The sequence below is a fragment of the Cyanobium sp. ULC065 genome, from assembly GCF_977927515.1.
The window spans coordinates 1,977,102-1,996,267 of sequence record NZ_OZ376393.1; the positions used below are offsets into that span (position 1 = coordinate 1,977,102).

Here is a 19,166-nt window from a genome sequence, read left to right on the forward strand (position 1 = left end):
CCGCCGCAGCCGTGACCAGCACCAGCAGTGACTGGATAGGGCTGCGGCTGGCGCTTCCTTGCCCGGCGCGACATGTGGATAGACCCGGAGCCACCCCCGCAGCCTTCAGCCGACGAAGGCCTGGCCGTGGGGCTCCGCCTGCCCAGGCACCTCAGGACAGATCAGATCCGCCGCCTGCCGCGCCTCGCTGAGCACCTGGAACAGCACCTTGGGCGATTCCTTGAGCAGCTCGATCCAATGACCGAGATAGGCGGCATGGCTTTCGATTTCGCTGCCGATTTCCAGCCGATCGCCCAGAAGCACCGCCCCTAATTCGGCGACCAGCTCCTCGCGGGCATAGCGCGCCTTCCCGAAGGCTCCCCCCAGATCCCGCTTGAGCCGTGATTCATGGCCGGTGGAGTGGATCTGCTCATGGGCCCAGGTGGCGCAGAACGCCGCCGGTGAGTGGAAGCTGGCCCGCTCAGGCAGCTGGATCCGATCGATTCCAGGCAGATAACAGGCCCGATCCCCCCCAAAGCTGACCGGCACCGGCCAGGCACCCAGCACGGCCTCGGCTTCTTCAAGGCGCTCCGGCTCCGGCTTGGCCTCTACACCTTCTGCTGCTTTGCGCGCTTCGATCAGGGCGGGAAGGGCCTCGCCTTCGAGATCGGCGGCATTGAACACAGCCACCGGCCGGTAGCTGGCCCAGCTGCGCAAGGTGACCTCACCGCTCTCGCCGGGCTCCTCGCGGCTGTGCAGCTGGGGCCGCAGGATGTGTACCGCCTTGCTGCCCTTGCGGGGGAAGATCCCGAGCTTCTTGGCCTCGGCAAAGCCGCACCAGAACGGCAGAGCCGATCCCCGAATGTGCATGCCGAGGGTGAGCAGGATCGGATTGGCGCCGCGGTAGCGATGGACCGAGATCAGATTGACGTGGTGGCCACCGCCGCTGCCATCCCAGGGCCGCCGCCAGGGGGCGGATCCGGCCTCCATCAGCTCAATCAATGAGGCGACGATCTTTTCTTCTGCTGTGGGGCCATCGAAGGATTTGAGTGAGCGGGACTGGGACGCGGCCATGAACGGCAAAGCGCGGGACTCCCGAGTGGTGCCCCGCGCAGGCAAGGGCGGCGACGGCGCCTGTCGCCGAGCCGCTTGCGTCAGCCCTTGCCCGAGGGGCGACCATGAGGAAGCCCGCGCGACCCATCCCCAGGGGGGTCAGTCCCGCAGCAGATCACCGCTGTTCCAGCCGCCGGTGCGCCGCACCCGTGACGGCTGGGACGGGGTGGTCTTGGTCATCTGCCGATCGAAGCTGCCCCGCGACGGGGCCATGGCGACGGAGAAGGCAACACCTGGTGCGCCGACCACCTGCTGAGGCCAGATGCCGGTGCGCGGCTTGGTGTGCACCCGGGCGATCTGAGCCGGGGCCTTCATCGACTTGGCGCTGATCATGGTGGCGGGCATGGCTGAGCTGCTTGCGTTCAGGCTCCATTGCCAGGCCACGGTTGCCGCTGGCAAGGGGTGGTGACGTCCTGCTGCTGCGCCGATGACTCCGGCCACCCGTGATCAGCTCGGCGCAGCGCTGGGTGAGAAGCCAATCTCGTCAGGCCAAGCAGGCCCCTGGCGCGTGACGGCCAGGATCAGTGGCGGCCTCGTGCAGATCAGCAACAAACACGAGTCGCGGGTGATCCGCAAAGCGGAAGTGGAGGCCTACCTGCTCAAGGGCAAGCCCTGGTGACAGGCGGGGCCTGAGGGGGCCAAGCCCCGAGGGGCAGAGCCCCAAAGGGGCCGGTGCTGACCGGCCCTATGAGCACTCAGGCCGCAGCCAGTGACTCTGTTGCCATGGCGGCCTGGACCCGCTCGATCTCCGCTTCATGGGCGGCCTCCAGCGCTGCATCGATCTCATGGATGCGGGCCAGGAACTGCTCCATCGCGGGGATCAGCTCTTCCTCCAGCAGGGTGATCTCCTCTTCTCCATAGGGGTGATCGATCCAGAGGCGGCGGATCGGTTGGCCTCGGTGGGTGCGTAGCAGCCGGGTGAGCGCCAGGTGGCTGGAGTGGACGAGGGCGACGGGATCCTCGCGGGAGAGGGAATCGAGCCATAGAGACATGGGGCCTGGCGCCGGAGCGCAGCGATGGGACGCCAGCAGCACCGCCGGATCAGGCAAGGGCGGCGAGGTACGAGCCGCTCGCGCAGCCCTTGCCCCGGCGGATGATGCGCGATCCCACCGCCAGCCCCAATGGGGCCAGCCCCAGAGGGGCAGCCCCGCTGTTGGGCCCTCAGGCCAGCTCGGCCTTCAGGGCGGCCAGGCCTGCCTGCCGGCGCCGCTGCACCGACATGGCACTGATGCCGAGCGTTGCGCCGATCTGGCGGAGGGACTGGCCCTCCAGCACCGACAGCCGGATGATCGCGGCCTGGGCCGCCGGGAGCCGATCGAGCAGGGCCTCGATGCCCTCGCCGCAGGGCTGGCCCGGCTGCTCGGGTGCCTCCAGCTGATCGATCCAGAGATCACCGCTGGGCATCGGGGCATGCAGGCTCTGGTGGCTCCAGGGGTGGCCACCTTTCTCGTGCTGGCGCCGCGGGACCCGGACCAGGCGGCCGTAATCGCGCAGGTGGTGGAGCAGGGCGCCCCTGATGCAGCGCTTGAGATAGCCGGTTGCCGAGGCTGGATCGCTGACCTGCCGGCAGGAGAGCCAGAGCTGCATCTGGGCCACCTGGCGGGCATCCTCCAGCTCGATCACGCGGCTGCTGGCCGCCAGGCCGCGGGCAATGGAATCAGCGAGGGGCAGGAACTGCTGGAAGAGGGCATCGGCCTGGGATGGGGTGCGGGCCATGGCCTGATCGCGTAGGACGCGCGACCCAAGGCCTCGAGGGACGAGGTCCCGAGGCAGGAGAAGGCCAAGCTGAGCAAGGCCAAGCAGCAGGCCAGCCGCCCCCCGTTCGGGTCGATGCAGCTCTTTCGTGGCAACAGGGAGCAGGGGCATCGCCTGCCCTTCGTCAAGCCCCGCTGATGCGCTGATGGCTCCCGCTCCCGCCAGCAACACAGCGCCGATCCTTGCCCTGGTCGGTGCCGAGATCTTTGCCCTGGGCGCCTTCGTTGCCGCCTGCGAGGTCCGTACCTCTGACGTTCAGCTCTGTGAGCACCGCTGGGCGCTGGCCTTGCCCGCCATCGCGCTGGCCGGCCAGTCGGCCGCGACGTACTTCATGGACAGCCGTGCTGGTAGCCCTGTCCCAGGCAGCCCTGCACCGGGCCGCATGCCGGTGCCGCCGGTGCGGAACAGCCGTGGGCAGTTCACCCGCCCACACCAGGAGGGAGACGATGCGCTGGTGGATTGATCTGCCGGCCGGATCGCCGGATCCTTTTCAGCGTCCGTTCTGGGTCAGTGCCGCCCCGCCCAGTAGGGCGATGAGCAGTTTCAAGGTGGCATCAAAGGCTGAGGTCACCTGATCGAGCACGCGGGGGCAAACCTCGACCACCTTCTGGCGCTGGGAATAGGCCACATTTCCGCAGACTCCCGTCGCCACGGTGTACAAGCTGAGCTGGGTGATGATCACGACCGCCAGCAACTTGAAGATGAACCGCTCCCGATCGAAGGGCGGTTTCGAACCCCGCTTCCTCCCAGAGGCTTGTCGCTGACCCGAGCCACTGCCGGCACCGCTCGGGTTGCTGCCTGCCACGGCTCACGAGAACAGCCAGGCCCAGCCCGATGACGGGCCTTCCGGCAGCCAGCGGGGGTTGGTGTTCTTGAAGGAGTAGTGCAGGCCCTTCCCTGCCCCACCACCTTCTTTGGCCCAGGTGCCGCTGATCAGATCGAGATCGCCGTAGGGGTCATGCACCAGCCAGCCGTTGCTGTCGTAGCCCCGCACTGCGATGTAGTGGCCGCCTCCGCTGGGTGCTGAGACCGGGCCCTTGTGCAGGATGCCGATCGCCAAGCCGTAGCCCTTGTCGATCTCGGCCTTGGCCCGCTCCACCGTGCAGTTGGTAAGGAACCGACCGGGTGCGTTCAGCTCGGCGAGGGCCTTGGCGTGTGCCGCCTGGCTGGTGGTGTCGCCGTACTTCTCCACCACCCGCAAATAATCGAGGTCGTCGCGGATGCCGGGAACCTTCAGGAAGGCGAGGTTCATGGCGATGCTGGAGCTCTGGCAGTGGCGCCAGCCCTCAGGTCCGTTGTTGAGCTGCTCAAAGAACGGCAAGGCCAGCGGATTACCCCTCGCTGGCGGCGGCGGGGTGGGTGGCTTCTCGCTGAACTTGAGCGCCCAGCTCGCGTGCTCATCGAGGATGTCGCCGCTGCCTTCCAGTTCGGCGATCGAGCGATAGAGCCCCCAGATGCCGGACACCTGCTGGGGTTCACCCTTGAAGGCCTCCCAGCGGTCCTGGAACCGCTCCGGGGTCATCGGCGTGGCCATCGCGGCAAAGGGGTCTCGGATCCAACCCATTGCCAGGTCCGCCAGCGGTACGCTTTGACGTACGTGCCCGACGCTCTGCTCTGGTGGCCAGCATTTCTGCGACAGAAGCCCGCAAGCGGCTGTACGCCCTGATCGATGAGGTCGGCGATTCCCATGAGCCGGTGCAGATCACCGGCAAGCGCGGCAATGCCGTGCTGCTTTCTGAGGCCGACTGGAACGCCATCCAGGAGACCCTGCACCTGGTCTCGATCCCGGGGATGCGCGAGTCGATCCTCGAAGGGTTGGCCACACCGGTGGCGGACCTGCACGAGCAGCCCGGCTGGTGAGCTGGAGCGTTCGCTTCACCAGACAGGCGCAGAAGGACGCCCGCAAGCTCGCCGCCGCCTCACCTGCCCTCAAGGCCAAGGCCGAGCAGCTGCTGCAACTCCTGGCAGAGGATCCCTTCCGCCAACCTCCGCCCTATGAGGCGCTGGTGGGTGATCTGCGCGGAGCCTTTTCCCGCCGCATCAACATCCAGCACCGGCTCGTCTACCAGGTCTTGCGAGAGGAAAAGATCGTGAAGGTGCTGAGGCTGTGGACGCACTACGAATAAGCCCGGCCGCAGCCGGGCGGGAGCTGCGCTCAATAGGGCAGCAGCGCCAGCAGCTCCGGATCGAGAGCTTGCTCCGGCAGCGCCGCTTGACGCTCCGTGAGGATCTGATCGGCCAGCTCTGCAAGCAGTGAGAGCGGCACCCAGGCCGAGTGGCAGATGGTGCTGATGCGATCGAGGGACTCGGAGCTGTGGCGCTCCAGTGCAGCGCGGCGGAAGGCGGAAGCCATGGGGAGCTGGAGAAGGACCCCAAAGCCGGGCGGGGTGGGGTCAAGGGCGGCTCCGCCGCTTGCGTCAGCCCTTGAGGCCACCCCGCACCATGACGGGGCCTGAACAGCCCTTAACCCACCTGGCAGGAAGACCCGAAAGTCAGAGAAAGTGCGCCCCAGCGGGCCTAGTTATGTAGTGCAACCAGGTTGTTCCCGCTGACAAATGGATATGAGGTCGACTGGGTTGTGGTGATCCGCTGGGTCAGACATATGAACTCGCTGCAATTCCCCCGACCTGGCAGGGCATGTCCAGTGGCTCAGAGGGCGTAGCGCAGGATCGCGGCGACACCGGCGTCTTCGGGCAGATCCTCCTGCCGAACCGCCAGCACCTCACCACCCGAGAGCAGCACCCGCCGGGCGATCTCGTCGTACACGCCGTAGCTGTCGGCGCCGGCGGTCTCTGCCTCGTCAATGCGGCCGTCGGTCTCGTCGATCCGCCCGTTCATCACCCGGTCCATGTCCACCATCAGGCTCTGGACCGCTTCGAACGTCGCGGCCCGGGCGACTTGAGCCACATCGCTGCTGGCACGGCCCTCGTTGTTGCGCACAGCGAACCGATCCCGCCAGTCGGCGATCCGCTGGCGGTTCAGGTCGTCAAGCACGGCGCGGGAAGCCTGGGCGAGCTCCGCCTCGGAAAGGCGCTCCGGGCTGCCCTCAATGCCGACGGGCGCCAGATGGGGGTAGGTGTTCACCGAGCGGTAGATCGCCCCGAGGCTGTCGACAGCGGCAAGCACCAATGGGATCTCGTGGCCGGCCAAACGCTCCCGGAGGGCCTGATCCACCAGTCGGGCGTACTGGCGTAGTCGCACCTTCTTGCCTTCTGAGCCCGTGAGCCGGCCGCTGGGGGAACGGTCGTTGATGCTGGCCTTACCTGCCGCCGAGGCGGCATCGGTGGGCAGATCGGCCACCCTCACGTTCGCGGCCGGCAGATCGGCGGAGACTTCGATCAACCGAACCCCGCCCTCCGCCAGCGCCAGCACATAGCAGGTGTTGCCGAAGGTGGTTGCGCGGAGAAGGGGTTTGAGATGGAACCGGTCGGAGACCGCCACCAGCGGCTCAACGGTCGTCGGTAGGCGGTAGCTGATCAGATTCTCCGGCGTGGCGTAAACCACCAGAGCGTGGGCCTGGAAGCGCCAGAACTCGTCGTCATCGATCAGATCATCGAAGGATTCGCCCAGGGCTTCCAATGCGCCCCGATCGGTGCCCGCAGCTTCCAGCTGGACGATCGCCTCACGGGCCAGGGCGCGGAACGCGAGCCGATCTACGTCCGTGTCCGGGGTGATTGGTGTGGTGGGCAGCACGATCGACACGCTGGGATCGTGGCGCCGCCGGGCCAGCGCAGCGAGATCGTCGCGGGTGGGGAGATCGAGATGAAGCATGCCGCGCCACGAAAAATCCAATCTCAAGTGTGCCCTGTGGCCGGTCGCTGTCCGCTTGAGTGGCGACCTGACCTGCCCCCACCCACCTGGTAGGAGACCCGAATGTCAGAGCAAAGGCGCCTGCTTACCCTCTAAAGTGTGTACACAACCGGAGGGGTCCAGCGATGGCGAGCCGTGTCGGCATCCGTGAGCTCAGGGCCCAGCTCTCCTCTCACCTGGAATCCTTGACGCCGATCGAGGTGACCCGCCACGGCCGCACGATCGGGCTCTACGTTCCACTGCCGCAGCATCCGGGTCTCACCGAACGGGAGCAGCTGATTGAGGCCGGCCGTCAGATGCAGGCCGAGTTGCAGCGCCTCGGTCTCACGGAAGACGAGATCGCTACCGACTTCAAGAGCTGGCGGCAGCGGCAACCCCGGGGCACCGGGAAGAAGGCGTGACCCAGGAGCGCAAGCGCCTGGTGCTCGACGCCAACATCTTGATCCGTGCTGTGTTCGGCGTGCGCGTCAGCGCGCTGATCGCCGAGTACTCCGATCGGGTCGACTTCTTTGTCGCTCAGACCAATGCAGAGGAAGCTGCCCATTACATCTCGGAGTTGAGCGAGAAACGCAAGCTGAACCCCGAGATCACCAACGAGGCATTCCTGCGTTTGCTGCGGATCGTCCAGACCGTGGACGACTCAGCCCTCGAATCCGCCCAGCAGGAGGCCGAGGCACGAATTAGGGACCCCCGCGACTGGCAGGCGCTGGCTCTAGCCATCCTGCTGGAGTGCCCCATCTGGAGCGAAGACCAGGACTTTTTCGGAACGGGAGTGGCCACATGGGTCACCGCGACTGTGGAGGTGTTCCTGCGCGACTGATTCGGCCACCCCTCCCCCCTGCACGCCACCGCGACCCCGCCCCAGCCATGGCAATAGATGGGTGACGTTGCTGGGTACACCCGGAGCAAGCATGGGCCTCTCCCTGATTGAGGCTGCCAAACACGAGACGCGGGTGGAGCGCCTGGCCGTGATCAAGACCTTCACTGAGGGTCAACTGATCAGCCGCCTCCCCTTCCGCAACCTGCTTGGTGGTGCTCTCAAGTTCGCCGTCGAGAAGAAAATGCCCCGCGTCGGCTTCCGTGCCGTCAACGAGGGCTACCGGCGTGATTACGGCGCCGTCGAGAACGACACCGAGTTCGTGCACCTCTTTGGTGGTGATCTCGATGTGGACCGCTCGATCGTGGACCTCAACGGCCCTGAGGCCAGGGCCAGCCAGACCGAGCAGAAGGTGCGCTCGATGCGGCTCACCCTGGAAGCAGCCGTGATCAACGGCGATGCCGCCTTTGACCCCCGCGCCTTCAACGGCCTCAGCAAGCGGCTCACCCCCGGCGGCCCCCAGACCGTCGACAACGTCAGCGGCAGCGTCAAGCTGACCCGGCTGGAGGCCCTGGTCGACTCCGTGAATGCCTACGGCAGCGAGAAGGTGCTGCTCACCAGCAAGGCGGGCCGCCGCCAGATCAGCTCCGCCTGCCGCGCCGCTGGGGGTGATCTCTACCAGGTGATCGACGGCCGCCACTGGTTCGAGGACACCGAGATCCTCTGCCTGGAGGAGGACGCCAACGGCAACGACGTGCTCGGTTTTGGGGAAGCGGGCGGCACCACCTCGATCTACTGCTGTGCTTTTGGCGATGAGCAGATGACCGGCCTGCAGGGCCCCTTCGAGGGCCGCTACGGCATCTCGGTGCGGGACTTCGGTGAAGTGCAGGACGCCCCGGTGTTCCGCACCCGTGTCGATTGGTACGTGGGCTTTGCCGTCTGCGATCAGAAGGCGATCGGGCGCCTCTACAACATCGGCCCCGCTTTGACCTGAGGCGGAGGCTCCGCCACTTCCTGATCTCTTTGTTCTGAGGACACGACCATGACCGCTTCCGGCAACAAGCTCATCGATGCCGTCACCACGCTGGTGGGTTGGATCAACTACAGCGCCACCGATCCGTTCGAGCGCACCCGGGTGAGTGCTGAGATCGTGCGCTTGAGCGTTCCGCTCGACACCGTCGAGCACTTCACCTTGCTGTTCTCCCACCCCGGTGCCGCTGCTGCGGTGACGGCGGTGCTGCAGGTGGCGCCGCTGCTCAAGGACGGCACCACCGGCACCTGGGTGACGGCCTCCACCGTGGCCATCCCCGCCGCTGGCGGCCAGATCGAGGCGACGATCAGCGGCGATGCCCTGGTGCCCGCCGCCGGTGATCTGGCCAACGTGGTCGATCCCTGCTTCTTCTTTGTGCGGGCAACCCTGACGCCATCGACGCCGGCGGGTGCCCACGTCAGCCTCACCCACGGTTGAGCCGATGAACGACTCCGGCCCCGGCGACCTCAATGGCTCCGTGATCGAAGCGACGGCGCTCGCCAATTCCGTCGTGCGCCCCACGGTGCCCGGCTCCCCCTGGGCGCCGCCTCAACCCCTGACGCAGGGCTCGGATCCGACGGTGCCGACGGCGCCGCCGCTCGATCCGTTGCCCGATGAACCCTCTGATCGCGTCCGCCCCGCTGATCCGACGATGTCGATGGCACTCACCGATGCGATGCCGAGGCTGGATGTCCCCCCCGAGGGGATGATCCGGATCACCAGTGGCACTGAAACCCGCTACTGCTTCCCCTGTCACATGGACGGCTGGCAGGCCCTGGGCTGGCAGGCGCACGCTCCCAGCCTTCCGGGTGCTGATGGGGAGGACGGTGAACCACCGGTTGATCCCAGCGAGGGACTGGCGGTGATCACGGCGGTTAAAGGTGGTCCCTACACGATCGGAGTGGAGGCACCGGGTCAGGAGGTTCAGTTGGTTGGCTCGTGTTTTGAGCCCGGGAGCACGGTGGTGGTTCAGCCTCCCTCGCTCGCCACGGCTTCTGCGGTCAAGGTGTCCAGCCTGACGGAGCTGGTGTTCTCTCTGGCCACCGGCAAGGTCCTGGCCGCTGAGGGTTGCTTGATCGCCGTGGCCAACTCGGTGGGGACTGGACCTTGGTTCCCGATCACGCTCCACGAGAGGCCTGCGCCGTCCAGTCCTGAGTCGTCCCTGGCGGCGACGGCTGAGGACTTGCCCGATTACGCCGCGATGACCAAGGCGCAGATCATTGCCGAGGTGGAGCGCCGCTACGGCGTGGCGCTGGATCCGGGCATGACCAAGGCTGAGCTGGTGGCCGAGGCCGAGCTGCTGGCCGCCAAGGATCCGTCGAGCGCGGCCCCGATCGCTGGGCTCGATGGGCCTCAGGCGGACGATGAGGAGCCGGCCTTGCCGTTGGATCTGCTGCGCTGATCCGGCAGCACCCCCATGCCTTACCCGCTCCCCAATGGCTCTGATCCCACCAACGGGCGGGTGCGGATCATCCCGCCAGTGGGCTGCCCGGGCGGCGAGGAATGGGTGCTGGTGCATGAGGCGCCGCGCTGGCTGGAGCTGAGCTTCCGGCTGGGGCCGGTGCCGGCGCTGCCGCTGGAGTTGTTCTGGATGCCGGCGCCGAGCCGCTGGAATGATCCGCTTGGTTCAGGGCCGATCGAGCTGGCAGTGAACCCACTGGGGCTGCCGGCCCAGGACTTCCAGGTGGATTGGGGCGATGGCTCCAGCGAAACCGTGCCATGGACGCCCTACCGGCCGGATGTGCCCAAGGTGCGACATGTCTACGGCCAGCGGCTGGACCTGACCGTGACGGTGACGATGGGGATGAACATCGCCACGTTGGAGGTGGCGCTGCTGGGCTGCCCGCTGCCGCCGAATCTGGTGCCATCGATCACTGTTGGGACCGGTGGCGCCGGCACCTTGGCCGGCGTGGAGCCTCTGGTGCCGAGCGATGGTCTCGATGGGCTGGCCTACAACGGCAGCCGCGCCGAGGTGTGGCGGCTGCGCCTGCACCCCCAGGGCGGCCTGGCCCTGCTGCCTTCCCCGGTGGATGGCAAGCCATCGCTGGTGGTGATGAACGGCTCGGGTGCGGCCAGCCGCGGCACCCGCTGGTATGCGGGCGATGGGCCACCACCGAGCGAGGGGCTGAACCCGCCGCCGGCGCCGGGGGATCTCTACCTCAACCGGACGAACGGCCAGGTGTTCGAGCTGATCGTCTGAGGCCAAGGCCCTGCCAGCGCCGGTGGCAATAGCTGGGGTGAACCGCTGGGTGAGTGGATGACGTCTTGGGGCGCCCTCGGGTTGTCGCTGCGGGGCCCGGAAGGACCAGCGGGAACTGCTGGTCCGGCAGGCAGCCAGGGCCCAGCCGGCGCCCAGGGCCCCCAAGGTGTGCCCGGCGCCACCGGCAACACCGGACCTGCCGGTCCAACCGGAGCAACAGGTCCAACCGGAGCCACCGGGCCAGCTGGAGCGACCGGCAACCAGGGGCCAGCCGGCCCTGCCGGACCGAGCATCTGGGGAGGCATTACGGGCAGCTTGAGCACGCAAGCCGACCTGCAGGAGGCGCTCAACCTCAAGCTCAACGCCTCAAGGCTGACCGTGGGGCCAACGGCGCCGGTCAGCCCCCAGGTCAACGACCTCTGGGTGGACACCAACTGATGGCGATCACGAGCCGCGACCAGCTGATTGCAGCCCTGACGCTCTCGCGCAATGCCTTGATCGACAAGGCGAGCCTCACCAACGCCGTGGCCGGCCGCTTCTACTCGCTCTGGCGGGCGACGGGTCAGCCGGGCCAGGGCGCCGTTCCGACCACGGCGGCGGTCTGCACCCGGGCCACGACCGGAGCGTTGCCGCTCACGAACCAGACGCCACCGGCGGCGAACTACCTGGCCTGGCTGGATCTAGTGACGGCCAACAGCGCCACCAACCTCAGCGTCCATGACCGGCTGTGCCACCAAGGCGGCCTCTCGGGCACCGTGGCCTCCCCGACAGTGCAGACCACCAACCTGCCTCTCAACTTGGTGGGTGTGTCGGCGGATCGAATTGGCGCAGTTGACCTCTCTGAGCTCTGCTGGTGGCTCGAGTGGTACACGGACACCGGCGCCACGGGCGTGAACGCCACGGTGAACGTGACCTATGCCGATGACACCACCGGGGACGTGGTGATCGCCCTGGTGGCCACCAGCCGCGCCTCTGGTCTCTATCCGATCCTCCCCGCTGCGGGCAAGACGGGGATCAAGCAGGTCAACAGTGTTCTGCTGAGCGCCACCACGGGAACGGCTGGGGCCTTCGGGGTGACAGCCACTCGCTTCTTGACCGGCACCACGACGATGGTGGCCAACAAGAGCGAGATCCGCGACTGGGCTGGCCTGGGCCTGCCGGTGGTGCCCAATGACGCCTGCCTGGCGCTGCTGATGTTCTGCTCGACCACCACCACCGGCGCGGTGCGGGGCCTGCTCAAGCTGGCGGTGGGTTGAGCGATGCGCAGACGCCAGGACCCGATCGGGCCGTTCGAGGGCGGCCAGGACAGCTGGGATCAGGGCCTCGCTGGGCGGATCGTCACCGAGGAGTTCTTCGGGGTGAGGACGGCCAGCCCTGGTGCTGCGATGACCTACCTCGGCATCGATCGGGGCTTCCAGCCGATCACCGCCAAGGTCTGGACCGGCAGCGCCTGGATCCTGAGGCCGATTCGCTTCTGGAGTGGCGCTGCCTGGGTGTTGGCCTGAGAGGGCCTGCTCGCATCAATGGCAATAGCTCGCGAGAACGGCCTGCTGAGTAGATGACCGCCTGGGCGAACACCGGCTCGATCCGTGGACCGCAGGGGGTGCCTGGACCCACAGGTCCTGCTGGTGGCACTGGACCGACCGGACCCCAGGGCAACAGCGGGCCCCAGGGTTCCCCTGGCCCCGCCGGCAGCCAGGGGCCAGCGGGAACCACCGGCCCACCCGGCAGCACCGGAGCAGCTGGCCCGCAAGGGCCTGCTGGACCCCAGGGCACCGCCGGCACCGGGATCAACCTCAAGGGCAGCGTGGCCACCTTCTCGGCGTTGCCCACAAGCAACCGCCAGCAGGGGGATGCCTACATCGTTCAGGACGAGAACGACAGCCTCTACAGCTGGAATGCTGCGGGCAACAACTGGGTGAACGCCGGGCCGATCTCAGGCCCTGCGGGCCCCGCTGGACCGACCGGCGCTGTGGGCCCAGCTGGCCCTACCGGACCAACGGGACCGGCCGGCAGCACTGGCGCCGCTGGACCACAGGGCATCCAGGGACCGATCGGCGCCACCGGCGGTGCTGGAGCCCAGGGTGTGCGTGGCACAGGCTGGTACGCAGGCAGCGGCCCACCGCCGGCCTCGATCCCCGGCCAGGTCACCGGTGACCTCTACCTCGATCAGAGCAACGGCGACGTCTACAAGCTCAACGTCGCCGCCAGCGGCACCCCGGTGGCCAGCCTGCCGGCGATCGGTGCCGCCTACGAGGGCGGCTACTACGGCGGCTTGATCTCCCAGAGCATGAATGGCGTGGCCACCCACGCCCTGATCATTGCGCCCAAGGCCAGCGGCCAGAGCATCAGGGCCTGCAAGACCACGGGCACGCTCACCACGGGGGCATCGAGCACCTTCGATGGCTGGGCGAACAGCAACGCCGCCAACGATGCCGCCCACCCGGCCACCCAGTGGGCGCGGGGGCTCACCATTGCGACCTTCTCGGATTGGTACATCCCGGCGCTGTTCGAGCTGGAGATCCTCTACCGGCGTTTCAAGCCGGACGGCAGCGAGGGCAACGTGACCACCCACGGCGCCAATCCCTATGCGGTGCCGGCCAGTGCCAACTACACCTTCTCGTCTCCGGCTCAGACCGCCTTCCCGCTGTTTGCGATTGGCGGTGCCCAGGAGTTCCTGGCGGGGGGGATGGGCACCTCCACCCAGGACTCAGCGACCACCCACCAGGTGCAGGACTGGTACTACGGCAACTGGGAACCGTTGGGCAAGACCTTTCCCCAGACCGTGCGGGCGATCCGCAAGATCCAGGTGATTCCCTGATGCCCAGCTGGGTTCCGCGGATCGACACGCCCCGGCGGGCCCTTGAGCAGCAGAACAGCGGGCCGCTGAATGGTCCGTCGGTGGTGGATCTGAGCTTTGCGGGCCTCGGCGTGGATGGGCTGTTTCTAGAGGTGAGCTGCTCGGTGGCGGCCTGGGTGACCTTCTACGACTCCACCGCGGCGCGGACGGCCGATGCGGCCAGGCCGATCGAGGAGGACCCGCCGCTCTCGGCCGGTGTGCTGCTCGATCTGCGCTTCTCCGCTGAAACGCCTTCCCTCAAACTCGCTCCCGGCTGCAGCTACAGCAACGGCGAGAACCCCCTGCAGCAGCGGATTTGGGCGCGGTTGCGCACCGAGGTGAACGGTGCTCACACGGCCAGCTTGGGCGTGCTGGCCCTGGTGCTCAACGATTCGGTGGGCAGCTGATGGCAGCAACGATCACCGATCTCAGCCGCCGGGGGGACCAGGGCTTTGCGCTCCCGGGCCTGTTTGGTGAGGCCCATGCCCTGCTGCTGGCCTGGCTCACCGCCGCCAACGGCCAGAACCCGAGCCAGCTGCTGAGCGTGCTCACCGGCCCCGCCGCTGCGCCGGGCTTCTGCGGCTGGACGATCAAGGCCCAGCTCGCAGCGCTCAGCTCCGGTCAGCCGGTGGAGCTGATCAGCCAGTGGGTGGCAAACCTGAGCAGCGGAGCTGTGACGACCCACGCGGGCCTGGCGGCGGGATTCACCGCTGGCTCGGCGCTGGGTGGCCACGGCAGCCTCACCGGCGGTGTGGGCACCAGCAGCTCCGCCATCAGCCTGCCCCCTCAAGCGCTGCCCCTGGGCGCGGTGGTGGCCTCCAGCCTGGCGGCAGGCCAGGAGTTCTTCTGCTTTGCCTTCTCCCAGCACTCCTTCTCCAACCGCCAGGCGGTGGCGCTGCTGATCGCCAAGGACGTGGTCTCCGCTCAGTGGCACCTCTCGCTCACCGACATGGCCGGGGTGATCGCCACGGTGGCCTGGAACCTGGCGCGGCCCCAGGTGCTGCTCTCCACCGGCTTCCGCGCTGACTTCTTCTCATCGGCGGCGCCACTGATGCTGGTGCGCCCGGCCCAGTGGCTGCCGATCACCCCGACGGTCTTCTACCAGCAGCCACTGCCTCCGGTGCAGTGGTGGGACCCGGTGGCGTTGCCGGTGGACCTGGCGATCTACAACCGCACTTTCACGAGCCTTGGCTACATCAAGCCGGCTGATGGCAGCGAGTGGTTGCAACTCGGCCCCTCACGCCTGGTGGTGCGTCTCAAAGATCCGGTGAGCTGACGCGATGACCTTCACTTGCTCCGCCCTGCAATGGCCGCTCTGGAACTGGACCAGCAAGCTGCCAAGTGATCCGGGCCAGAAGCTCGCGGAGGCTTTCAGCGCTTTCTCGGCGGAGGTGAATGCGACTCCAGCCAATGCCCTGGTGCCGCTGTCGCTCCTCAAGGATCACAGCGCCGCGACGGGCTCCATCACCTATGGCTACGTCTGGCGGCTGGGCCATCCGATCAATCCGGTGCTGTTGAGCTTCTCCAACAGCTCCAAGGTTCAGGGCTACAACTCCAGCACCAGCTCGGCGCGCCTGCAGCTGGGCCTCGAGAGCGCCTACACCAATGACAGCAGCAACGGCGGCTACGGCAGCTTCTCGTCGACGCTCTTCAGCGTCAATGCCGGCCTGTCGCACTACGCCTCGGATGGCACACCGGCCTGGGATCTGGCCGGCTTTCTGCTGATTCAGGCCGATACGACGCCGGGCCGTGAGTTCTTCTGCTACACGATCGCGCCGATCGGCACCGACATCAACACGCAGAATCACACCCTGCTGCTATTCCGCTCGCCGGCAGTGAGCGGTTGGAGTGTGGTGCTCAATCGCTCCAACTCCTACACCGGCATGTTCTATTCACAGAACAGCTACACCTGGAGCAACAACGCCCTGGTGGCGGCCTCGATCATTCCGCTGCCACCGACCGGCAGTGATCAGCAACTGATCCGCGGTTGCGGGTTGTATGCCAACACCACCAGCGGTCTTTTCGCGCCGGGGATCATCCAACCCCGCATCGCGCTGCCGGATTGCTTCTGGTTGGGCAGCAACCAGCTCTCGGACCCGCGCCGTCTGGGCCGGGTGAGCAACCCCGGTGGAGCCGGCACCTTCTACCAGCTGGCGGCGGCCTACAGCGGCGCCACCGACCTCTGGTACCTGAACCCACCGGGTACGCAGCCACGGGCGGGCTGGGAGACAGTTGGTTCCTTGCCCTGGACCACCGTGCCGGATCGACTGAGCTTCTGCCCGCTGCTCACTCCAGGCCCTGTGGCGATGGGACCAGCCACCGGCCCGGATTTCCTGATCGACTGGTCAACAGCAGCACTCGGTGCCCCGGGCGTGCGGCAGCACCCCTTCTATGCCAAGCAGCTCCAGGGGGGCGGGGGAACTGGTGGCGGCAGCGGCCGGCCGAGCACGGGAGTGCTGTGGCCGCGCCGGTTGTAAGGCTCGCCGCTGGGATGGAAGGCACAGCCCCAGGGCGGTCCCTGTCCTCAAGACTCACCCGCCGCCAGCACCGTTCCACGTCGCCCCTACGGCCCGCCGCCGTTGGGGCACCCGCTGTTTCTTGATTTCCGATCTCCTGGGGTAGGCCGCCAGAGCGCTCTGCAGCCAGTGCCGGTGCTCTCGTTGCAGAGATAGCGGCAACTCGATCCGCACCCCGCCGCCCAGGGCATACAGCCAGCGGCGCAGGTCCGAGTCACGCTCGAGGGTCCAAAGCGGCAGGTCGATCTCCACTGGATAGGGATGGCTGGAGCGGCTGCAGGGCAGCAGCTCTGCCTGCTCACCCGGTGGGCTGGGCACTCCATCACCGGGCAGGGGGCGCGACAGGCGCACCGCCGCCGCCGGGAATCGCCGCACCTCCTCTCGGAGCAGGGCAAAGGCGGCGGCATCACAGCTCAGCTGCAAGGTGCCCATGGCCTTGCTGCGCTGCTCCGATGGCGTCCCGCAGACCGCTTGCTGCGCCTGGAGGGAGCCGCCGAACTCAAGGCTGCCGCAGCAGTGCTGCAAGGTTTCGCCGCGCCGCAGCGCCGCCGCATGGGACGGCTGGCTGCGGCAGCTGCCGATTTCGATCCGACGCAGCCCCAGCTGATCGATTCGCCGGCAGGCCAGCAACCCCTCCGGCTGGCCGATGTGGTCGTGCTCAAACAGCAGGTACCAGGCGCTGGTGTGGAAGATCAACTGCAAGGGCCATCCACGGATTTCTTCCACACCGGCATGGGAGGCGGCCAAGGTGGTGAACACCACCCGCTGATGCTGCTGAATGGCGCTGCGCAGCTGCTCGGCCTGCTCGGTGTTGAGCAGGGTGCCGCTCCTGCGCTGATCTCCCGCCAACAAGGAACGGTTGAAGTAGGCCCGCACCGGCGGCACGGCCTCGATGGCGATGCCGCTGCGTTGCAATCGCCTGCCCAGCTCCCGCGCGATGGCCTGCCCGCTGGGATCACCAAGCCGATCAGCATTGGCCTGCAGCAGCCCATGGATTTCCACCTGCAGCGGCAAGGGCAGCAGCGAGGCGCCGAGGGCGTAGCCATGGCGGCCACTGCCTGCCGCATCACGAAAGCCATAGGGCGTCAGCACGGTGGTGATGCTCTGGTGCAACTGGCGGGGAGTCCAGCAGTGACGGCCGCCGCTGAGCGTCGCCAGCCTTGCGGCGAGGTGATGGTCGATCGCCACTCCTTCCTGCCGATCAAATGGGTGATGAAGGATGTGGCGCAGCAGGGTGAGCGCACGGCAAAAGGTCTCGCGATCACCCAGCGCTGACCAGCCGCCTGCGCTGAGCGGTTGCGTCGCCGGCCAGGGCGGCGGCTCGACCGCCACCATCGGGCCGGTCTCCCCCTGCTCGGAGTTCACGCGCCAGGCGGTGGTGAACCCCTGCTGGCGCAACCAGTCCAGGTCGGCGGCGATCGCGCTCACGTCCGCATAACAAGGCCCATGGGTCCGGGCGAGCAGGGCCGCTGCCCGCTCGGCCAGGCCCGCAGATTCCTCGGGGGAGACCTGGACGTTGGTGGCGGTCAGTTCCGGCTGACGGCTGAGCAGCTGGATCAGGTGGAGCAGCCGCTCGCACTCCAGCAGGCGCGAGTAGCCATGGGGGATCAGCCGGGCGTCCCGGTTGCGGGCGGCGCTGATCCGCCGCTCCAACTTCCCCAGCACCCCCTGCAGGTGCGGCTCCAGCTGCTCATGGTGATGGGGTTCGACGCAGACCACCGCCGCGAAACCTTCCGAGCGGCTGGGAGAGAAGGCAGCCTCAGACAGGAGGGAGACATGGTCGTCGATCACCTGCTCGGGGACGCTGTGATCACGGCGCCGGTTCCATTGCTGACAGAGCTCGCGGGGGGTGCGCAGCCACCAGCCGATCCACTCCACCGGCACCGGCAGCTCCAGCTTCTGGGTGATCGCGAGGCGCCAGGAACGGCGCGAGAAGGTGGCCTCGACAATCACCGGGGCGCCTGAGCCGACAGCCTCCTGGATGCGCTGGTGCATCACCGCGGCGATGTCATCCCACGGTCCAAAGACACCGCGATCACCAAAGATTTCGGCGCGAATCTCGCGGCTGCTGATGTAACAGGGCGGCGGCGCCTCAGGCCCGCCCAGCAGCGCGGCCAGGTGGCGGGCGACGGTGGACTTGCCGCTGGCCGGCGGGCCGATCAGCAGGTGGCAGCGCAGCGGACGAGCCGGCTGATCCGAGGTGTGGCGGCTTTGCTCGGCAGTCGCGGACGGGAAGGAAGTCATGGGCGTTGGATCAAAGGACATATCCCCAGCTCCATTGGGCAGCAAGTGGCGCTGCCATTCCTGCTGCATTCATCACGATTCGGTAGCGCTGATTGCCGTGCTGGTGGCGGTCAGTACCAAAGGCCGATTACGGCCGCGGTGGCAGGAGCATTCCGCCACCCGCTGACCAGTTCGAGTTCCGTTGGCTGCTCCGATTCGACCTCCTCTGCGCCCTGCCACCGGCCTGCGTGTGGCCACTGGCCCGTTCCATCAGCACCTGCTCGATGCTCTCGCCCCCACGGGGCCGACTCCGCTGCTGTGGCGGAGCCTGAGCCAGTGGAGTGAGCTGCTCCGTGCTGGTGAACTGGAGGCGGTGCTGCTTGCGAGCGTCTGCCCTGCTCCGGTGGAGGGGATGGCTTGGCTGCCACTGGGCCGCTGGTGGTTGCTCCTCGCCAGCTGGTTGAACGGCCCCGATTCAGCCGCCGCGTCGCCACCGCGGACCTTCCGGTTCCTGGCACCGCCGGTGGCGGCGGCACCGGGACTCCATCACGCCCTCCAGGAGCAACAGCTGGCGGCCATCACCCCGCTCGCTGCCGTTGCTGCCAGCGATTGGTTGGCGGAATTGCAACGGGGCGATGGGCTGCTGCCCGTGCCGCCGTCCCTGCTGCAGACCAGCCCCTGGCGGGAGGCAGCGCTGACGGCAGTGTGGCCATGGGAGCCGCTCGAGGAGCGTCTCTGGCTATTGGTGCCCCAGGAGCTCGCCAGCTCTGCGGCCGTGCAGGCCATGGCCGGCAGGCTGCGGGAGCGGATTGCGGCGGCTTCAAGTCCCGCTGGGGCCAGGGCGTGCACGAGTGGGCCGCCATTACTGGGCGAGTAGTGATCCG

Annotated in this window: 27 protein-coding genes; 18 read left to right on the forward strand and 9 right to left on the reverse strand. The window is 67.6% G+C overall.

The genetic code is table 11. The features are described from left to right. Window positions 1-105: 105 nt before the first annotated feature. Both ACXMDP_RS09720 and ACXMDP_RS09725 read right to left on the reverse strand, forming a co-directional pair. The gene (locus tag ACXMDP_RS09720; protein WP_457766798.1) at window positions 106-1,053 is read right to left on the reverse strand and encodes an ArdC family protein; all 948 of its coding nucleotides are present in this window, start codon (window positions 1,051-1,053) and stop codon (window positions 106-108) included. Between the two features lie 138 nt (window positions 1,054-1,191). Beyond that, complete coding sequence (locus ACXMDP_RS09725; protein ID WP_457766799.1) at window positions 1,192-1,437, reverse strand: hypothetical protein; 246 nt, start codon at window positions 1,435-1,437, stop codon at window positions 1,192-1,194. An 82-nt stretch (window positions 1,438-1,519) separates the two neighbouring features. Here ACXMDP_RS09725 and ACXMDP_RS09730 point away from each other — a divergent pair, with 82 nt between their 5' ends. Continuing rightward, window positions 1,520-1,711 carry a hypothetical protein gene (locus ACXMDP_RS09730; RefSeq protein ID WP_457766800.1) on the forward strand — a complete coding sequence of 64 codons (192 nt, stop codon included), beginning with the start codon at window positions 1,520-1,522 and terminating at the stop codon, window positions 1,709-1,711. A gap of 76 nt (window positions 1,712-1,787) precedes the next feature. Here the strand turns inward: ACXMDP_RS09730 and ACXMDP_RS09735 are convergent, their stop codons facing one another. Beyond that, a complete protein-coding gene (locus ACXMDP_RS09735) occupies window positions 1,788-2,141 on the reverse strand; it encodes a hypothetical protein (protein WP_457766801.1) in 354 nt (117 codons plus the stop codon). Window positions 2,142-2,253: 112 nt separating this feature from the next. Further along, window positions 2,254-2,808 (reverse strand): sigma-70 family RNA polymerase sigma factor, encoded by a 555-nt coding sequence (locus ACXMDP_RS09740; protein WP_457766802.1) that lies wholly within the window; start codon window positions 2,806-2,808, stop codon window positions 2,254-2,256. Window positions 2,809-2,992: 184 nt separating this feature from the next. Between ACXMDP_RS09740 and ACXMDP_RS09745 the strand changes: the two genes are divergently transcribed. Beyond that, entirely contained in the window at window positions 2,993-3,310 is a 318-nt protein-coding gene (locus ACXMDP_RS09745; protein WP_457766803.1) for a hypothetical protein, read from the forward strand. 27 nt (window positions 3,311-3,337) lie between these two features. On the opposite strand, the gene ACXMDP_RS09750 is transcribed toward ACXMDP_RS09745, so the two are convergent. Next, window positions 3,338-3,541, reverse strand: a complete 204-nt coding sequence (locus tag ACXMDP_RS09750; protein WP_457766804.1) for a hypothetical protein — start codon at window positions 3,539-3,541, stop codon at window positions 3,338-3,340. Between the two features lie 114 nt (window positions 3,542-3,655). After that, window positions 3,656-4,381, reverse strand: a complete 726-nt coding sequence (locus tag ACXMDP_RS09755) for a C39 family peptidase (protein WP_457766805.1) — start codon at window positions 4,379-4,381, stop codon at window positions 3,656-3,658. Between the two features lie 83 nt (window positions 4,382-4,464). Here ACXMDP_RS09755 and ACXMDP_RS09760 point away from each other — a divergent pair, with 83 nt between their 5' ends. Next, window positions 4,465-4,707 carry a type II toxin-antitoxin system Phd/YefM family antitoxin gene (locus tag ACXMDP_RS09760; protein ID WP_457766806.1) on the forward strand — a complete coding sequence of 81 codons (243 nt, stop codon included), beginning with the start codon at window positions 4,465-4,467 and terminating at the stop codon, window positions 4,705-4,707. After that, window positions 4,704-4,973, forward strand: coding sequence for a Txe/YoeB family addiction module toxin (locus ACXMDP_RS09765; RefSeq protein ID WP_457766807.1), 270 nt, complete (start codon window positions 4,704-4,706; stop codon window positions 4,971-4,973). The genes ACXMDP_RS09760 and ACXMDP_RS09765 overlap by 4 nt, the downstream gene beginning before the upstream one ends. Before the next feature lie 29 nt (window positions 4,974-5,002). On the opposite strand, the gene ACXMDP_RS09770 is transcribed toward ACXMDP_RS09765, so the two are convergent. Next, window positions 5,003-5,200, reverse strand: coding sequence for a hypothetical protein (locus ACXMDP_RS09770; protein ID WP_457766808.1), 198 nt, complete (start codon window positions 5,198-5,200; stop codon window positions 5,003-5,005). Between the two features lie 296 nt (window positions 5,201-5,496). Further along, on the reverse strand, window positions 5,497-6,618 hold the full coding sequence (locus ACXMDP_RS09775; RefSeq protein WP_457766809.1) for a baeRF11 domain-containing protein: 1,122 nt from the start codon (window positions 6,616-6,618) through the stop codon (window positions 5,497-5,499). Between the two features lie 164 nt (window positions 6,619-6,782). Here ACXMDP_RS09775 and ACXMDP_RS09780 point away from each other — a divergent pair, with 164 nt between their 5' ends. The 13 genes from ACXMDP_RS09780 (at window position 6,783) to ACXMDP_RS09840 (ending at window position 16,020) form a co-directional block, all read left to right on the forward strand. Further along, window positions 6,783-7,058: a prevent-host-death protein gene (locus tag ACXMDP_RS09780; RefSeq protein WP_457766810.1), complete on the forward strand. Its 276-nt coding sequence runs from the start codon at window positions 6,783-6,785 to the stop codon at window positions 7,056-7,058. Next, window positions 7,055-7,477, forward strand: coding sequence for a PIN domain-containing protein (locus tag ACXMDP_RS09785; protein ID WP_457766811.1), 423 nt, complete (start codon window positions 7,055-7,057; stop codon window positions 7,475-7,477). Before ACXMDP_RS09780 ends, ACXMDP_RS09785 begins: the two co-directional genes overlap by 4 nt. A gap of 91 nt (window positions 7,478-7,568) precedes the next feature. Then, window positions 7,569-8,468, forward strand: coding sequence for a major capsid protein (locus tag ACXMDP_RS09790; RefSeq protein WP_457766812.1), 900 nt, complete (start codon window positions 7,569-7,571; stop codon window positions 8,466-8,468). 48 nt (window positions 8,469-8,516) lie between these two features. Continuing rightward, the gene (locus ACXMDP_RS09795) at window positions 8,517-8,942 is read left to right on the forward strand and encodes a hypothetical protein (RefSeq protein ID WP_457766813.1); all 426 of its coding nucleotides are present in this window, start codon (window positions 8,517-8,519) and stop codon (window positions 8,940-8,942) included. A gap of 4 nt (window positions 8,943-8,946) precedes the next feature. Continuing rightward, a complete protein-coding gene (locus ACXMDP_RS09800; RefSeq protein ID WP_457766814.1) occupies window positions 8,947-9,906 on the forward strand; it encodes a hypothetical protein in 960 nt (319 codons plus the stop codon). Between the two features lie 15 nt (window positions 9,907-9,921). Continuing rightward, on the forward strand, window positions 9,922-10,704 hold the full coding sequence (locus ACXMDP_RS09805) for a hypothetical protein (protein ID WP_457766815.1): 783 nt from the start codon (window positions 9,922-9,924) through the stop codon (window positions 10,702-10,704). 315 nt (window positions 10,705-11,019) lie between these two features. Then, entirely contained in the window at window positions 11,020-11,142 is a 123-nt protein-coding gene (locus tag ACXMDP_RS09810; protein WP_457766816.1) for a hypothetical protein, read from the forward strand. Beyond that, window positions 11,142-11,960 (forward strand): hypothetical protein, encoded by an 819-nt coding sequence (locus ACXMDP_RS09815; RefSeq protein WP_457766817.1) that lies wholly within the window; start codon window positions 11,142-11,144, stop codon window positions 11,958-11,960. The genes ACXMDP_RS09810 and ACXMDP_RS09815 overlap by 1 nt, the downstream gene beginning before the upstream one ends. Window positions 11,961-11,963: 3 nt before the next feature. Then, window positions 11,964-12,209, forward strand: a complete 246-nt coding sequence (locus ACXMDP_RS09820) for a hypothetical protein (RefSeq protein ID WP_457766818.1) — start codon at window positions 11,964-11,966, stop codon at window positions 12,207-12,209. A 53-nt stretch (window positions 12,210-12,262) separates the two neighbouring features. Next, window positions 12,263-13,525, forward strand: a complete 1,263-nt coding sequence (locus ACXMDP_RS09825; RefSeq protein WP_457766819.1) for a hypothetical protein — start codon at window positions 12,263-12,265, stop codon at window positions 13,523-13,525. Then, window positions 13,525-13,950 (forward strand): hypothetical protein, encoded by a 426-nt coding sequence (locus tag ACXMDP_RS09830; RefSeq protein ID WP_457766820.1) that lies wholly within the window; start codon window positions 13,525-13,527, stop codon window positions 13,948-13,950. Before ACXMDP_RS09825 ends, ACXMDP_RS09830 begins: the two co-directional genes overlap by 1 nt. Next, the gene (locus tag ACXMDP_RS09835) at window positions 13,950-14,819 is read left to right on the forward strand and encodes a hypothetical protein (protein WP_457766821.1); all 870 of its coding nucleotides are present in this window, start codon (window positions 13,950-13,952) and stop codon (window positions 14,817-14,819) included. The genes ACXMDP_RS09830 and ACXMDP_RS09835 overlap by 1 nt, the downstream gene beginning before the upstream one ends. 4 nt (window positions 14,820-14,823) lie before the next feature. After that, window positions 14,824-16,020 carry a hypothetical protein gene (locus ACXMDP_RS09840; RefSeq protein ID WP_457766822.1) on the forward strand — a complete coding sequence of 399 codons (1,197 nt, stop codon included), beginning with the start codon at window positions 14,824-14,826 and terminating at the stop codon, window positions 16,018-16,020. Window positions 16,021-16,074: 54 nt separating this feature from the next. Here ACXMDP_RS09840 and ACXMDP_RS09845 read toward each other — a convergent pair whose 3' ends face one another. Further along, a complete protein-coding gene (locus ACXMDP_RS09845; protein ID WP_457766823.1) occupies window positions 16,075-18,303 on the reverse strand; it encodes an AAA family ATPase in 2,229 nt (742 codons plus the stop codon). Window positions 18,304-18,484: 181 nt separating this feature from the next. Here ACXMDP_RS09845 and ACXMDP_RS09850 point away from each other — a divergent pair, with 181 nt between their 5' ends. Then, entirely contained in the window at window positions 18,485-19,159 is a 675-nt protein-coding gene (locus ACXMDP_RS09850) for a hypothetical protein (protein ID WP_457766824.1), read from the forward strand. The last annotated feature ends 7 nt before the right edge of the window (window positions 19,160-19,166 follow it).